This is a genomic window from Hoeflea sp. YIM 152468 (assembly GCF_029210485.1).
In the GTDB taxonomy this organism is placed as follows: Bacteria; Pseudomonadota; Alphaproteobacteria; order Rhizobiales; family Rhizobiaceae; genus Hoeflea.
The window spans coordinates 49,363-64,729 of sequence record NZ_JARGET010000023.1 but is presented as its reverse complement, the minus strand read 5'-3'; the positions used below and the strand labels follow the sequence as shown (position 1 = coordinate 64,729).

At 61.9% G+C, this 15,367-nt stretch carries 11 protein-coding genes; 5 read left to right on the top strand and 6 right to left on the bottom strand.

Annotation, left to right across the window (positions count from 1 at the left end; genetic code table 11):
* Window positions 1-303: 303 nt before the first annotated feature.
* Window positions 304-1,281, bottom strand: a complete 978-nt coding sequence (locus PZ897_RS12370) for a quinone oxidoreductase (RefSeq protein WP_275752602.1) — start codon at window positions 1,279-1,281, stop codon at window positions 304-306.
* Window positions 1,282-1,332: 51 nt separating this feature from the next.
* Complete coding sequence (gene pcsA / locus PZ897_RS12365; RefSeq protein WP_275752601.1) at window positions 1,333-2,070, bottom strand: phosphatidylcholine synthase; 738 nt, start codon at window positions 2,068-2,070, stop codon at window positions 1,333-1,335.
* Between the two features lie 898 nt (window positions 2,071-2,968).
* On the opposite strand from pcsA, the gene PZ897_RS12360 reads away from it, so the two are divergent.
* Window positions 2,969-4,183 (top strand): UbiH/UbiF family hydroxylase, encoded by a 1,215-nt coding sequence (locus PZ897_RS12360; RefSeq protein ID WP_275752600.1) that lies wholly within the window; start codon window positions 2,969-2,971, stop codon window positions 4,181-4,183.
* Here PZ897_RS12360 and PZ897_RS12355 read toward each other — a convergent pair.
* A complete protein-coding gene (locus PZ897_RS12355) occupies window positions 4,157-5,122 on the bottom strand; it encodes an AEC family transporter (RefSeq protein ID WP_275752599.1) in 966 nt (321 codons plus the stop codon). The two genes, PZ897_RS12360 and PZ897_RS12355, sit on opposite strands and share 27 nt — an antisense overlap.
* Window positions 5,123-5,257: 135 nt before the next feature.
* Between PZ897_RS12355 and hspQ the strand changes: the two genes are divergently transcribed.
* Complete coding sequence (gene hspQ / locus PZ897_RS12350) at window positions 5,258-5,587, top strand: heat shock protein HspQ (RefSeq protein ID WP_275752598.1); 330 nt, start codon at window positions 5,258-5,260, stop codon at window positions 5,585-5,587.
* Window positions 5,588-5,792: 205 nt separating this feature from the next.
* On the opposite strand, the gene PZ897_RS12345 is transcribed toward hspQ, so the two are convergent.
* Window positions 5,793-6,401, bottom strand: coding sequence for an invasion associated locus B family protein (locus PZ897_RS12345; RefSeq protein WP_275752597.1), 609 nt, complete (start codon window positions 6,399-6,401; stop codon window positions 5,793-5,795).
* Window positions 6,402-6,716: 315 nt separating this feature from the next.
* On the opposite strand from PZ897_RS12345, the gene PZ897_RS12340 reads away from it, so the two are divergent.
* Together PZ897_RS12340 and PZ897_RS12335 are read left to right on the top strand one after the other, a co-directional pair.
* Window positions 6,717-8,522 carry an extracellular solute-binding protein gene (locus PZ897_RS12340; RefSeq protein WP_275752691.1) on the top strand — a complete coding sequence of 602 codons (1,806 nt, stop codon included), beginning with the start codon at window positions 6,717-6,719 and terminating at the stop codon, window positions 8,520-8,522.
* A 40-nt stretch (window positions 8,523-8,562) separates the two neighbouring features.
* Entirely contained in the window at window positions 8,563-9,255 is a 693-nt protein-coding gene (locus PZ897_RS12335; protein ID WP_275752596.1) for a DsbA family oxidoreductase, read from the top strand.
* A 27-nt stretch (window positions 9,256-9,282) separates the two neighbouring features.
* On the opposite strand, the gene mfd is transcribed toward PZ897_RS12335, so the two are convergent.
* A complete protein-coding gene (gene mfd, locus PZ897_RS12330; protein WP_275752595.1) occupies window positions 9,283-12,789 on the bottom strand; it encodes a transcription-repair coupling factor in 3,507 nt (1,168 codons plus the stop codon).
* The gene (locus PZ897_RS12325; protein WP_275752594.1) at window positions 12,789-13,109 is read right to left on the bottom strand and encodes a succinate dehydrogenase assembly factor 2; all 321 of its coding nucleotides are present in this window, start codon (window positions 13,107-13,109) and stop codon (window positions 12,789-12,791) included. Before PZ897_RS12325 ends, mfd begins: the two co-directional genes overlap by 1 nt.
* A gap of 93 nt (window positions 13,110-13,202) precedes the next feature.
* Here PZ897_RS12325 and recG point away from each other — a divergent pair, with 93 nt between their 5' ends.
* Window positions 13,203-15,320 (top strand): ATP-dependent DNA helicase RecG, encoded by a 2,118-nt coding sequence (gene recG, locus PZ897_RS12320; RefSeq protein ID WP_275752593.1) that lies wholly within the window; start codon window positions 13,203-13,205, stop codon window positions 15,318-15,320.
* Window positions 15,321-15,367: the final 47 nt, after the last annotated feature.

Below are 15,367 nucleotides of genomic sequence, written 5' to 3'. Positions count from 1 at the left end.
CATGACTCTCGTGCCTTCTGATTGTCAGGCATTCTTATACAGAGCACACCCAACAAGCTTTACCATTTGGCTCCGAAACTCAAGAGGCCCGGGGTAAACCGAATCTGCCGTTGCCACGCACACCAAACGCAATAAGCGTGCGCTGCACAAGTGGTCCACGTTTGAAAATAACAAACAATTTCAGCGTCTGTGCCATGAATTTCTCGCGGAATGACGAAGAGCGAGGTGCTTTCTCAAAATAAACTTGAGACTGCATTCGGAATGCGAGGGCAGAAATGGGCCAGCCGGTCATGCCGGTGACCGTTACGGCTGCAACACCGTCGTGCCTGTGGTCTTGCGGCCCTCCAGATCGGCATGCGCGCGCGCCGCTTCGGCGAGCGGATAGCGCTGGTTGATTTCAATTTTCACCTTGCCGCTGGCGACCACCTCGAACAGGGCTCCGGCCGACGCCTCCAGATCGGCGCGGCTGGCGATATAGGTGAACAATGTCGGTCGCGTCGCAAACAACGACCCCTTCTGCGCCAGCAAGCCGATGTTGAACGCTTCGATCGGTCCCGATGACTGGCCGAAGCTTGCCCACATCCCGCGTGGCTTGAGGCAATCAAGCGAGCCCGGAAACGTGTCCTTGCCGACGGAATCATAGACCACATCGGCTCCTTTGCCGCCGGTGATCTCCTTGACCTGCGCGACGAAATCCTCTGTCCGGTAGTTGATGACGTGGTCATAGCCGTGGGCTTTGGCGAGCGTGGCCTTTTCTTCCGACCCGACCGTCCCGATGAGGGTGGCCCCAAGGGCCTTGGCCCATTGACCGATGATCAGCCCCACCCCACCTGCCGCCGCATGGTAGAGAATTGTGTCGCCGGGCTTTACCGCATAGGTGCGGCGGAGCAGATATTCGGCGGTCATGCCCTTGAGCATCATGCCGGCAGCCGTATCAAGTGCGATGCCATCGGGCACCTTGACGATTTTCTCCGCCGCGATCAGCCGCTCCTGCGCATAGGCGCCGATCGGGCCGGCATAGGCGACACGATCACCTTCTTGAAACAGCGTCACACCCTCGCCGACCTGGGTGACGATGCCGGCGGCTTCATTGCCCGGCACCAGCGGCAATCCATGGGGCGCGGGATAAAGTCCGGTGCGGAAATAGACATCGATGAAATTCAGACCGACCGCTTCGTGGCGGATGCGCACTTCTCCCTGTCCCGGTGAGCCGACTGTATGATCGTGCCATTCGAGAACCTCGGGGCCGCCGTGCTTGGACACGAGAATTGCTTTCGTCATGGTAATCTCCAGTAAGAACGGCTTCGAAAAGCGGTTGTATCGGCCAGATCGCTAGACGGACCTTCGTGCCCCCAGACGGGGGAACAGTTGCATGATCCCGCCGATCACGAACAGATAGCCGCCGGTCAGCATCACCGACCACATCAGCCAGTCCGGACTTTGGAAATGCAGCAGCAGCGCATAGCCAGACAGCACAGACCATATGCTGAAAATCGTCAGATTGAGTGGCCGAAGCCGCTCGACACGGACCGGGTGGAGGAAATTGATCGGCAGGAATGTCATGATGACCGCTGCCAGCACGATCAGGAAGGCGACCGTCTCGGATGGATCGGTCACGAACAGCGTAAACACGAGCATGTTCCAGGCCACGGGAAAACCGGAGAAGAAGTTCTCGTCGGTCTTCATTCCCATGTCGGCATAATAGATCGCGCTCGACACCACGATCAGTCCCGCTGCGACGAATGACAAGGGCTCGCCGATCATGCCGCTCTGATACAGCGCAAAGGCCGGAATCAGCACATAGGTGACATAGTCGATCACATTGTCGAGCATCACGCCGGACCAGTTCGGCAGCACCTCCTTGACCTTGAGCTTGCGGGCGATCGGCCCGTCAATGCCGTCGATCAGCATGGCCACGGCCAGCCACCACCACAGATCAACGAACCGGCTCTCCGCCGCCGCCACCAGTGCCAGAAACGCCATGAAGGAGCCGCTGGCGGTGAGGATATGGACGGAAAAAGCCCGTATCTCCGCGTAGGGCACGCGGCGGTAATTAAAAGGAAGTTTCATGCTGCCGACGCCTCCCAGCGCTTGCTCAGTTCGGACCGCCCAGGTTGCGGATGCAGGTCTCAGCCGCAGGGCTGGCAAAATTCCGGCTCCGGCCTGCGGCGCGCAGCCTCGACCGTGCCGCTCCGGCGACGATGATGCCCGGTGCGATCCGGCGCTGCCGATCGGCCATCGCAATGGCGCCGTCAGAGCCGCAGTCGACGGGGAAGTCCGCCCAGGGCCGGCACTTGCCGGCAGCCCACGGATTCGGGCCGCGCGAGATGTGGCAAGAGCAGACCGCAGTGCAGGCGCAGGGCACCACCGTTTCGCATCTTAATGCCCGCTCCGCACCTGCCATGACCGTCATCTCCTGGAACCTCCCCTTGTGTCTGCGTGCACCGAAGCAGCGCTGCCCATCAAGAGCCTCACTATTGCCCCGCCGGGCTTCATTGTCACCCGCCCCACACCGGTTTTCTCCATGAATGTTAACAGGATCAGCGCCGCCATCCAGACCACATTACCGCTGTCGACCGCAAGCCCGATCGACATTACTCCCCAGCCGCAGTCCAGGTTCCCGATCCCCTGCCCGACCGCGAACCGGAACTCACGCCGAGACTCCCACGACACCCCGGCTTGCCATGCGGGCCGTTTTTCCGGGCCATCGACCCGGTCATCGGGATGAGAACCACCCGGCACCGTCCGAGATGAGCCGCCCCATCCCCGGCGCCTGCCACAAAGGTTCCGAGGGACCAGGTTTTGTGCTCATCTGCGCCCAGCGGTGCAGTTGATCCCCCTTCGTCGAGCGGGCCGGTGTTTGCGCAGTGCGACGATGCGCCAAATGATCCCATGGAATTCGCCGGTCAGGCGATGTATGGGAGGACTTCGCAAAGAGCCAACTGCCAAGCGGGGAAAGCCTGAGCACATGCATGATCACTATGACATCGCCGTCGTGGGTGGCGGTCTCGCCGGTTCGGTGGCAGCCCTTTCTGCAGCTTCCGAAGGCTGGAGTGTGGCCTTCATCGCGCCGCCGCCGCCGCGTCAGGATGGCCGGACCACGGCATTGCTGTCCGAATCCATCGATCTGCTGGCGCATTTGGGTGTCTGGGAGGCCGTCAAGCCAGCTTCGGCGCCGTTGCGCACGATGCGTATTCTCGACGGCACCAAGCGGCTGCTGCGCGCGCCCCCGGTGTCGTTTCATTCCAGCGAAATCGACCTTGATGCCTTTGGCTACAACATTCCGAACCAGCCTCTGTTCGATGTGCTGCAGGCCGAGATCAGTCAATCCGCCCGGATTGATCGTTTCGGAAGCCCTTTGGTGGATGCGGATCAGACCGCAGAGCGGGTCAATCTGAGACTTGCCGACGGCCCCCAAGTCACGGCGCTCGCGGCGCTGGCTGCCGATGGCCGCGGCTCGAAATTGCGCGATGCCATCGGCATCACCATCAAGACATGGTCCTACCCGCAATCCGCTCTGGTGATGAATTTCAGCCACCGGCTCGGCCATGCCGGTACCTCGACGGAATTTCACACCGAACAGGGGCCGTTCACGCAGGTGCCGCTGCCGGGCAACCGCTCCAGTCTTATCTGGTCCGTCAAACCCGAAGACGTCGATGCCATCCTAGCCCTGTCCCGCGAGGCGCTTAACGCCGCGGTTGAAACCCGCATGCACTCGATTCTCGGCGCTGTCGAGGTTGAAGGCGCCGTGCAAGCCTGGCCGCTGTCAAGCCTGATTGCCGAGAGCTTTGGCAGGGGCCGGACACTGCTGGTGGGCGAAACCGGCCACGCCTTCCCCCCCATCGGGGCGCAAGGCCTCAATCTCGGACTGCGCGATATCATGCAGGCAATCGGATCGATCCGCGATGCGGGAGGGCCGCAGCAGGCGCCAGAGGCCGTGCGCGATTTCAACCGCCAGCGCCGGCTTGATGTCACCACCCGCACGGCGGGGGTGGACCTGCTCAACCGGGCGCTTCTGAGTTCTTCGCTTCCCATGCAGGCACTGCGCGCCGGCGGGCTTGCCGCATTGTCGGCGGTGCCGCCGCTCAAGCTGCTGGCAATGCGCGAAGGCATGACGCCCGGCTGGCGCAAGATCGTCAACCGACAGGTATGCGGATCAGCCGGGAAACAGATCGGGCGGTAACGTGCCGCTGGTAATCAGCCACAGCAGTGTCGACACTGTGGCCACGCTGGAGACGGTCGTCACAAGCACGGTGGCCGATGCACGCTCGACCCAGGTTGAATATTGCTGGGCGATGACAAACACATTGGTGGCTGTCGGCAGCGAGGCAAGCAAAACCGCGGTATAGACCCAGACCGGTTCGAAATCTCCGACTGCGCTCAGCCCGACATACATCAGCACCGGATGGGCAATCAGCTTCATCGGGACGATGAAGCCCAGCTCCACCGGCACCCGCTTGAGCGGTCTGAGCGCCAGCGTCACCCCCATCGCAAACAATGCACAGGGCGCAGCCGCCTGCGCCAGATAATCGATCAGCCGCGCCACCGGCACCGGCGGCACGAATTGTAGCCATGCTGCCGCAACCCCCACAGCGGTTGCGAGAATGAACGGGTGAAAGGCGATCTTGCGCATCACCCCGAGCGCCAGGTCGGCGGGGCTGCGATGATCGTCACCGGCCAGCGCCATCATCATCGGCGCGATGGTGAAATGCATGATGTTCTCAAAGCAGAAGATCAGCGCAACCGGAACCGCCGCGGGCTCGCCAAATGCCAGAATGGCAATGCCCGGCCCCATATAGCCGATATTGCCATAGGCGCCGGCAAGTCCCTGCACCGTGGCCTCGGCGATCAGGGCGCGCCGCAGCAGAATGCTTGCGGCAAAGACCAGCGCAAACACCGTATAGGTCACCCCCATGCTGGTCAGCACATAATCCCAGCGCGCCAGTTGCTCGATCGGTGTGCGCGACAGCAATTTGAAAAACAGTGCCGGCAGAGAAACATAGATGATGAAGGTGTTCAGCCATCCCATCGCCTCATGGGGCTGTTTTGTGATGCGGGCAGCAATGTAACCGAGCAGGATCAGACCAAAAAACGGCAGCACCAGACCAGTTATTTGAGCCATTCTTGACACCTGCGAGAGCTGGGAAGATCATGCGTCAGCCTGTGCAGGGGGTAGGTTCCCCGCGCTACGGCGTCAAGACCAAACAGTTGAACTTCCCGTCAAACTTCCCATCTTGAAGGTCAAAGGAAGAAAGACATGACGCTCAAACACGCAAAATTTCAGATCGGGCAGATCGTCAAACACCGGATATTTCCGTTCCGGGGTGTGATTTACGATGTCGATCCGGTCTTTGCCAACACCGAGGAATGGTGGAACGCCATCCCCGAGCATATCCGTCCCCTCAAGGATCAGCCGTTCTATCACCTTCTGGCGGAAAACGACGACACCGAATACGTGGCTTATGTGTCCGAACAGAATTTGCTCACCGACGACAGCGATCGTCCGATGCGCCACGCACAGGTCGCCGAACTCTTCGGCCCGCAGATGGACGGCGTCTACAGCATCAAGCACCGTATCAGTCATTGACCCCGCAGTGAGCCGGGCCTCGCACCAGCGCCGCGCATCCCGTTGGACGCGCAAAGAGGACGCTGTTTCTCCTTGAATCAAGGCATGTCCGTTATCGTCCAAATGAATCCGTTTGAACGCGACAGGCATGAACGAGCCGGCAGAATCCAAAAAAGGCCCGGATGCAGCAATGCACCCGGGCCTTGTGATCGACGCTTTGCAGCAATCAGTTCTTTTTGGCAGCCGCCTGGGCTTCTTCAAGCTTCTTGCGGGCTTCTTCGGCCTTCTTGGACATTTCTTCCTGCAGCAGGCGCTGACGCTCCTGAAGTTCGGACTGGGCAATCGGATCGCCATCCCAGGCCTGGGTGAAACCTTCCAGGGAAATCTTCAGCGGGTTCGGAGTGCGCTGGTAATTGACCGAGGTCAGAACCAGTTCGCCGCCCTTTTTGTAAGAGGCGACCATGGCATCTGTGAGAAGGATTTCGGCCACGCAGGTTTCGGGCATGCAGATGGCATACTCCACCCGCTCGGTCTTGCCGCCATCCACCTGCAGCCCGACGCCGGGCTGGATCAAGCGGGCTGTCGGAACCGTGACCTGCAGGATCTGCCGGTTGACCTTGCCGCTGACCTTGATCAACCCGACCGCCGTCAGAAGCTGGCCTGTCGGCGCGGTGACGATGTTCTGCACAACACACACATCATTGTCTTCCTGCTTGGTGCAGGTCTTGTACCAACCCTGATTGGCGCCCTGGGCCAGCGCTGTTGCAGGCGCAAATGCGGTGGCGACGCCGGCTGACATGATAGCCGCGATAACGGTCTTTGTTGTGGCGTTCATTTGCTTTCGATACTCCTGAAATGCGGCCCCGGGGCAGCGTGCAGTTTGCGCGGATTCCGCGCCCTCATATTTCTATCGCGCCTTCTCAATCGAAAATGCGGCGACAGCAAGGCTTTCTCGGCTTCCTGTTAGCGCGGTAAGGCGCCAATATCCAGCCCGAGGGCCGGGGTGAGCCCAAAAAAACCTTCATTTTGTGCTTCCAAGGTGGTCCGACAGGCGGGGCGCGTATATCGTCTGGCCGGGAATCGGCGGCCTGGGAAACCTTGTTGACCGGATATCAGCCCGGAAGGATCACCAATGAAACGATTGCTGGCAATGCTTGCCCTGATAGCTGGAGCCCAGTGCAGCGCAATGGTCCAGGCATCCGCCGAACCGGTCCATGCGATCGCCATGCACGGCGATCCTGCGCTGCCGGCCGATTTCAGCCACCTGCCCTATGTCAACCCGGACGCTCCCAAGGGCGGCAAGGTGACCTATGGCGTGGTCGGCACCTTCGACAGCGTCCGGCCGTTCATCGTCAGAAGCATGCGTACCACGGCTCGCGGAGTTGTCGACCCGCAGTTTGGCAATCTGATCTACGAGACGCTGATGCAGCGCTCCCAGGATGAACCGTTCACGCTGTACGGATTGCTCGCAAAAACAGTCGAGTGGGACGAGGACCGGAGCTTTATCCAGTACAATATCAACCCCGCGGCGCGATGGTCCGATGGAATGCCGGTGACCGCCGACGACGTGATCTTCACCATGAACCTTCTCAAGGACAAGGGGCGGCCGCCCTACAGCTCGCGGCTCGACCGTGTCGCCAGCATGGAGAAGATCAGCGATCTGTCGGTCCGATTCACCTTCAATGACAAGTCAAATCGCGAGTTTCCGCTGATCCTGTCGCTTTCTCCGGTTCTGCCCAAACATGCGACCGATGTGGAAACCTTCGACCAGTCGACGCTCGAACCCGGCATCGGCTCCGGCCCCTATCTGATCAGCGAGATCAAGCCCGGCGAGCGCATTACCTTCACACGGCGTGACGATTACTGGGCCAGGGATCTGCCGATCAAACGCGGCATCGACAATTATGATGAGATTGCGGTCGAGTATTTCCTCTCCGAAACCGCGCAGTTCGAAGCCTTCAAGAAGGGCGTTTTCGACATCTACCCGGACGGCAGCGCCACCAACTGGTCCCGCGGCTATGATTTCCCCGCTGTGGCTGCCGGTGACGTGGTTCGCAAGGAGTATCAGAGCCGCACTCCGTCGGGCATGTATGGCTTTGTTTTCAACACCCGCAGGCAGATCTTCGAGGATGTCCGCGTCCGGCAGGCGCTGGCGCTGATGTTCGACTTTGAGTGGGCGAACCGAAGTCTCTACGACAATGCCTACACGCGCACCCGCTCCTTCTGGGACGGCTCGGACCTGTCGAGCTACGGCAAGCCGGCAGACGAGCGGGAGCGGGACATTCTGGCGCCGTTCCCCGATGCGGTGTCCGCCGATATCCTCGAGGGCCGCTGGCAGGTGCCGGTGTCGGACGGCTCGGGCCGAGATCGCAAGCTGCAGCGCGCGGCGCTGACACTTCTGCAGGAAGCAGGCTACCGGATCGACGGCGGCAAGCTGGTCGATGCCAACGGCACCCAGTTTGCCTTTGACCTGATGACCCAGAACGAAGGCCAGGAAAAGCTCGCGGTGGCGTTTCAGCGATCCCTGTCGGCGCTCGGCATCGCCATGTCGATCCGGACGGTTGATGACGCGCAATATCAGCAGCGCTCGCAAACCTTCGACTACGACATGATCATGAAGGCGTTCACCTCATCGCTGTCGCCAGGCGCCGAGCAGCTCAACCGCTGGGGTTCCGCATCGCGTGACCAGCAGGGCTCGTTCAATTTCGCCGGCGCCGCAAGCCCGGCAATCGATGCGGCGATCGACGCCATGCTCAATGCCCGTTCGGCGGAGGCCTTTCGCGCATCCGTGCGGGCGTTTGACCGGGTATTGCTGGCGGGGCATTATGTCATTCCGGCCTTTCATCTGGGCAAATCCTGGGTCGCCCACCGCAGCCGTATCGGAGTGCCGGACGGTGACCCGCCGCTGTATGGGTACTATCTCCCGGCCTGGTGGGACACCAGCGCCAAGCCGTAAGGTTTCAAACACACATGCCAGACATCCGGAAGGCGCTTTCATGACAACACCCTCTCTGACCATTGATATCGTCTCCGACGTGATGTGCCCATGGTGTTACATCGGCAAGCGCCGGCTTGAAGCGGCGCTTGATGAGGTCAGCGCGGAGATGCACGTCGACCTGCGCTGGCGCCCCTATCAACTCGACCCGACGCTGCCGAAGCAGGGCAAGGACCGGCAGCAGTATCTTGAGGACAAGTTTGGTGGTCCGGAGGGCGCGGATCAGGCCTATGCCGCCGTGCGCGCTGCAGGCGCCGATGAAGCCATCGCTTTCGCCTTCGACAAGATTCCGGTGTCGGCCAACACACTGGACGCCCACCGGCTGATCCGCTGGGCCGGCGCGCTCGGGCCTGCTGTCCAGGACGAGGTGGTGGAACGGCTGTTCAAGGCCTATTTCGAGGACGGCAAGAACATCGGCGACGACGCGGTGCTGATCGAGGCTGCCGAACAGGCCGGTCTCGAAAGGCCAGTGGTGGAACGGCTGCTGGCTGGCGATGCCGATCGCGCCGCCGTCAGCGCCGAAATTGACCAGGCGCGGCAAATGGGAGTGACCGGGGTTCCCTGCTTCATCATCGACACCAAATATGCCGTCGTCGGCGCCCAGCCCGCCGCAGCCCTGGCCGATGCCATGCGCAAGGTGGTGCAGGAAAAGATGAAACAGACCGATGCCGAGGCCCAGTCCGGGCAGGACTGACCCATCCGCAACGAAGCTTCCGGCTCGTTACCCTGCCAGTTCGGCAAGCTGGGTCATCACCACGGCAGCCCCGGTCAGGCGCTTTTCCGCGGTTGGCAGGTCGCGGATGAACACCACGCTCTGATCCGGCCTGATCTTGGCCAGCGATCCCTGTTTCGAAATATGCCCCACAAGTGCGCCGGGATTGGGGAACTCCTTGTTGCGGAACATCACAACCACACCCTTCGGCCCGGCATCGAGTTTCTCGACATTGGCCTTGCGGCACAAAGCCTTGATGAACACGATCTTGAGCAGATGCTGGACTTCGATCGGCAACGGCCCGAAGCGGTCGATCATCTCGGCGCCGAAACCGTCAATGTCGCCGACATCGGTGATCTCGCCCAGCCTGCGGTAAAGCCCCAGCCGCAAATGCAGGTCCGGCACATAATTTTCCGGGATCATCACCGGCGTGCCGACGGTGATTTGCGGCGACCAGCCGGTATCGACCACTTCATCCTCGCCGCGGACTTCGGCCACGGCCTCCTCCAGCATGTGCTGGTAGAGTTCAAAACCGACCTCCTTGATGTGACCGGATTGCTCCTCGCCCAGAAGATTTCCCGCACCGCGGATGTCGAGATCGTGGCTGGCAAGCTGGAAGCCGGCACCGAGCGTGTCGAGTGATTGCAACACCTTGAGCCGTTTGTCGGCTGTTGCAGTCAGCATCTTGTTGACCGGCAGGGTAAACAGCGCAAAGGCGCGTACCTTGGAGCGGCCGACACGGCCACGCAGCTGATAGAGCTGGGCCAGGCCGAACATGTCGGCGCGGTGCACGATCAGGGTGTTGGCTGTCGGTACATCAAGTCCCGATTCGACGATTGTCGTCGACAGCAGAACATCATACTGGCCGTCGTAAAACGCATTCATGATGTCATCGAGCTCACCGGCCGCCATCTGTCCGTGCGCGACGGCAAACTTCAGTTCCGGCACATCGGACCTGAGGAAGGCGGCGACATCGTCGAGATCGGCAAGCCGCGGACAGACATAAAAGCTCTGACCGCCACGGTAATGCTCGCGCATCAATGTCTCGCGCACGGTGACCGGATCGAACGGCGAGATGAACGTCCTGACCGCCATCCGGTCGACCGGCGGCGTGGTGATCAGCGACAGTTCGCGCACCCCGGTCATGGCCAGTTGCAAGGTGCGCGGGATCGGAGTGGCCGAGAGCGTCAGCACATGCACATCGCTTTTCAGTTCCTTCAGCCGTTCCTTGTGCTTGACCCCGAAATGCTGTTCCTCATCGATGATCAACAGCCCCAGATTGGCAAACTGAACGGTTGAGCCAAGCAGCGCATGGGTGCCGACAACGATGTCGGTCCTGCCCGAGGCGAGTTCCGCCTTGGTCAGAGCCAGTTCCTTGGCGCCAACCAGCCGTGAGGCCTGGGCGATGCGCACCGGGTAGCCGCGCAGCCGGTCGGTGAAGGTCTTGAAATGCTGACGCGCCAGCAAGGTGGTCGGCACCACGACAGCCACCTGCACCCCGTTCATGGCGGCGATGAAGGCCGCTCGAAGCGCCACCTCGGTCTTGCCGAATCCGACATCGCCGCAGATCAGCCGGTCCATCGGCTGACCGGCAGCCAGATCATCGCGCACGCGCTCGATCGCCGCCATCTGGTCTTCGGTCTCGTCATAGGGGAAGCGGGCGGAGAATTCGTCGTAGAGACCCTCGGGTGCCGCCAGGGCCGGCGCCGAGCGCATGTGCCGCTCCGCGGCGATGCGGATCAGCCCTTCGGCCATGTGGAGAAGCCGCTTCTTCAGCTTGGCCTTGCGCGACTGCCAGGCGACCCCACCCAACCGGTCGAGCTGGACCTCGGCACTGTCGGAGCCGTAGCGGGTCAGCAGTTCGATGTTCTCGACCGGCAGGAACAGCTTGGCGTCGCCGGCATATTGCAATTCCAGGCAGGCATGGGGCGCGCCGGCTGCCTCGATTGTCCTCAACCCGATGAACTGGCCGATGCCGTGTTCGGCATGAACCACATAATTGCCCTCGTCGAGACCTGAAACCTCGGAAATGTAGTCGGCGCCGCGGCGCTTGCGCTTGGCCCGCCGCACGAGCCGGTCGCCCAGCACATCCTGCTCGCCGATGACGACAAGGTCGTCGATCTCGTAACCGCCCTCGATGGCCAGCACCGCAGCGGCGGCTTCGCCCGGCTTGAGCCTGTCGAGTTCGGCGTGGCTGTTGATGCGGACCACCCGCTTGAGGCCGTGCTCATCGGTCACCTGCAGCAAGCGGTCCAGCGACCCTTCGGTCCAGGCCGTGATCAACACCTTGCGGCCCTCGGCGCGCTTTGCGCCGACATGGGCCGCCAGCTTCTCAAACAGGTTGGCGCGTCCGCCCTCCTCCGTCTTGTCGGCTTCGGCGTCCGCTGCCCAGCGTGGTCCGGTTCTGGTCGGAAGATCAATCACCCGGCGGGCCGAGTTTTCGGGCTCGTGAAACGGTGTCAGCCGGATGCCATTCAAGGCCTCGATGCGGGCCTCCAGATCCGGCGCGTCGAGATACAGAAGGTCAGGGTGAATGGCCTTGTAGGGCGTCGCCTGGACACCGCGGACCTTTTCTATGGATTGGGCCGACTGGCGCGCCTCGTAGTGATCGTCGATCTGGGCCCGGCGTTCGCTTGCGGCTTCGGCGAGCATGTGGTCATTGGAAATCTGGAACCCGTCGAGATAATCGAACACGGTCTGCATCTCGTCATGAAACAATGGCAGCCAGTGCTCCATGCCGGGATAGCGGCGGCCTTCGCTGATGGCGACATACAGCGCATCGTCTCGGGTGGCGGCGCCAAACATGGCAAGATAGTTGCTGCGAAACCGGCTGATGGTCTCGGGGTCAAGCGTCACCTCGCTCATGGCGTTGAGCGTGAGTTCCTTGACCTGGGCCGTCGTGCGCTGCGAGGCCGGATCGAAATTGCGGACACTCTCAAGCGTATCGCCGAAGAAATCCAGCCGCACCGGCTCGTCCGCGCCGGGAATGAAGGCATCAAGAATGCCACCGCGCACCGCGAATTCGCCCACTTCCCGGACCGTGTCGACGCGGTCGAAGCCGTTCTTGGACAAGCGAGCCGCCAGGTCTTCCATTTTCAGCCGATTGCCGACGCGGGCGGAAAATCCGAGTTCGGCGACAATCGATTGTGACGGAACCCGTTGCAGCAAGGCGTTGACGGTGACCAGCACAATGGCCGGGTGCGGATTATCGCAGAACCGTGCCAGCGCCGCCAGCGCCGCAAGCCGGCGGGCCGACACTTCGGCGCCCGGAGACACCCGGTCATACGGAAGGCAATCCCAGCCAGGCAAGGTCAGCACCGGAATGTCCGGCGCGAAAAAGGCGAGGTTCTGCTCCAGATCCGCCATCCGGTGCCCATCGGAGATGATGTGCGCCAACGGTCCCGCCGACCGCACCAGTTCGGCCAGCGCCAGGGCTTCCAGACCCTGCGGCACGCCGGCCAATGTGACCGGGGTTCTGGCTCCGGTGATGCTGGCGACGGGAATCACGGGCTTCATTATTCCGATGCCCGCGCTTTCGGCCCGGACTGGAGCGGTTCAAAATCCGGCTCATAACGCCGCATCCGCTCAAACAGCGGGCTGCGAAACCGCTCCGGGATCTCCGCTTCGCCGGTAACCCAACTTAGAATATCCGCATCCTCTTCCGCCATCAGCAATTCAAGCTGATCAAGCTCGGTGTCATTGAGGTCCGCGATCTCGGCATCGGCAAATCCTCCAATGACCAGATCCATTTCGCGAATGCCACGTCGCCAGGCGCGAACGAGGATGCGGCGGCGGCGCGGATCAAGGTCGGCGCTTGAGCGTGTAGTACCAGTCATGATGTGCCTTTTCAGGTTGGATGGCTTGCATATCCTGTCGGTGCGCGATTGTCAGCCTTGCCTTTGGGGTAAATTTGCCGTTCTTCTCAAGCCATGCGACCGCTCGAACTCGATCCCCTGTTCAAACCCGTAGACAGCCTGGCTGGAATTGGCCCCAAGCTGGCCGAAGCGCTCGCCCGGGTGACGGGCCGCGATTCAGCCGACGAGACCCGGGCGCTCGACCTTGTGCTGCTGCCGCCGCATGGACTGATCGACCGCACCTTGCAATCGGGCATCACCGAAGCACCGGAAGGCGTGATTGCCACCTTGAAGGTGCGGGTTGACCGGCATCAACCCTCGCCGCCGGGCCGCAGATCCGCACCCTACCGGGTGTTTGTCCATGATGACACGGGTGAATTGGCGCTGACGTTTTTCCATGCCAAGCAAGCCTGGCTCGAGAAGCTTCTTCCGGTGGGCGAAACCGTGCTGGTCAGCGGCAAGGTCGAATGGTTCAATGGCAGGCCGTCGATGGTTCATCCCGATCATATCGTGGCTGAGGCCGAAGCCGACAGTTTTCCGCGGATCGAGCCGGTCTACCCGCTGACTGCCGGTCTGTCGCCAAAGGTGCTGCGCCGGTCGATCGAATCGGCGCTGGAGCTGGTTCCGGTGCTGCCGGAATGGGCCGACCCGCATCTGGTTCGCAGACACAGTCTTCCGGATTTCGCCGATGCCTTGCAGCAATTGCATCATCCCAAAACCGTCATCGACATCGAACCGCAAACCCCGGCGCGGCGCCGGCTCGCTTACGACGAACTGCTGGCCGGTCAATTGTCACTCGCCCTGGTGCGCCAGACCCTGCGCAAGCTGCCCGGTCAGCCGGTCCAGGCCGAAGGCAAACTGCGTCAGGCCATTCTTCAAGCGCTGCCTTTTTCGCTCACCGGAAGCCAGCAGACTGCAGTCGGCGAAATTCTCACCGATATGGCCGGCTCAGACCGGATGTTGCGGCTGTTGCAGGGAGATGTCGGCTCCGGCAAGACAGCGGTGGCCATGCTCGCCATGGCCGATGCGGTGGAGGCCGGCGGTCAGGCGGTGCTGATGGCGCCGACCGAGATTCTGGCCCGGCAACATTACGCCACCATCAGCAAGATGGCCCAAGCCGCGGGCATCGAGGTTGTGGTGCTGACCGCGCGGGCCAAGGGCCGGGACCGCGCGGAGCTGCTCGCGCGCATCGAATCCGGCGCCGCGCAGATTGTGATCGGCACCCACGCCCTGTTTCAGGAATCGGTTGTCTATGCCAATCTGACCCTGGCTGTGGTCGACGAGCAGCACCGTTTCGGTGTCCACCAGCGGCTGCGGCTGACCGCCAAGGGCACCGCGCCGCACATGCTGGTGATGACCGCAACTCCGATTCCGCGGACCCTGGTGCTGGCGGCCTTCGGCGACATGGATGTGTCAAAGCTCACCGAAAAACCGGCCGGACGCCAACCGATCACTACGGTTACCATTCCCGACGAACGTCTGGGCGACATTGTCGAAAGGCTCAAGAGCGCAGTGCTCGAGGGCAAGAAGGCCTACTGGATCTGCCCTTTGGTCGAAGATTCCGACCAGAGCGAACTGATGTCGGTGGAAAGCCGCCACGCCAGTCTGACAAAGGCTTTTGGCAAGGAGCTGGCGCCAATGGTCGGACTCGTCCACGGGCGCATGTCGTCGGAGGAAAAAGACCAGGCAATGAACGCCTTCAAATCGGGCCAGACCCGGTTGCTGGTCGCAACCACCGTGATCGAAGTTGGGGTTGATGTGCCCGACGCCACCATCATGGTGATCGAACATGCCGAGCGCTTCGGGCTGGCGCAATTGCACCAGTTGCGCGGCCGGGTTGGCCGCGGTGATTCCGCGTCAAGCTGCATTCTGCTCTACCATGGCCCCCTGGGCGAGACCGCCGGGGCGCGGCTTGCGGTGTTGCGCGAAACCGAAGACGGCTTCCGGATCGCCGAGGAAGATCTCAAATTGCGCGGTGAAGGCGAAGTGCTTGGCACGCGCCAATCCGGCCTGCCCGGTTTCCGGCTGGCCAATCTCGCGGCCCACGGAGATCTGCTGGAAATAGCCCGCACCGACGCCCGCAATGTGCTGCACTCCGATCCCGCCCTGTCAGGCCCGCGCGGTGCGGCGCTCAGAGTCTTGCTCTATCTGATGCGCCGCGACGAGGCGATCCGGTTCCTCAGAGCCGGCTAGAGCAATTCCAGCACAAGTGGGAACCGGTTTGATGCGGCGCGCTTAGG

What these genes read in the sequence shown, in the direction of transcription:
- PZ897_RS12370 (WP_275752602.1), bottom strand. Translation starts at nt 1,281, where the DNA reads ATGACGAAAGCAATTCTCGTGTCCAAGCACGGCGGCCCCGAGGTTCTC.
- pcsA (WP_275752601.1), bottom strand. Translation starts at nt 2,070, where the DNA reads ATGAAACTTCCTTTTAATTACCGCCGCGTGCCCTACGCGGAGATACGG.
- PZ897_RS12360 (WP_275752600.1), top strand. Translation starts at nt 2,969, where the DNA reads ATGCATGATCACTATGACATCGCCGTCGTGGGTGGCGGTCTCGCCGGT.
- PZ897_RS12355 (WP_275752599.1), bottom strand. Translation starts at nt 5,122, where the DNA reads ATGGCTCAAATAACTGGTCTGGTGCTGCCGTTTTTTGGTCTGATCCTG.
- hspQ (WP_275752598.1), top strand. Translation starts at nt 5,258, where the DNA reads ATGACGCTCAAACACGCAAAATTTCAGATCGGGCAGATCGTCAAACAC.
- PZ897_RS12345 (WP_275752597.1), bottom strand. Translation starts at nt 6,401, where the DNA reads ATGAACGCCACAACAAAGACCGTTATCGCGGCTATCATGTCAGCCGGC.
- PZ897_RS12340 (WP_275752691.1), top strand. Translation starts at nt 6,717, where the DNA reads ATGCTTGCCCTGATAGCTGGAGCCCAGTGCAGCGCAATGGTCCAGGCA.
- PZ897_RS12335 (WP_275752596.1), top strand. Translation starts at nt 8,563, where the DNA reads ATGACAACACCCTCTCTGACCATTGATATCGTCTCCGACGTGATGTGC.
- mfd (WP_275752595.1), bottom strand. Translation starts at nt 12,789, where the DNA reads ATGAAGCCCGTGATTCCCGTCGCCAGCATCACCGGAGCCAGAACCCCG.
- PZ897_RS12325 (WP_275752594.1), bottom strand. Translation starts at nt 13,109, where the DNA reads ATGACTGGTACTACACGCTCAAGCGCCGACCTTGATCCGCGCCGCCGC.
- recG (WP_275752593.1), top strand. Translation starts at nt 13,203, where the DNA reads ATGCGACCGCTCGAACTCGATCCCCTGTTCAAACCCGTAGACAGCCTG.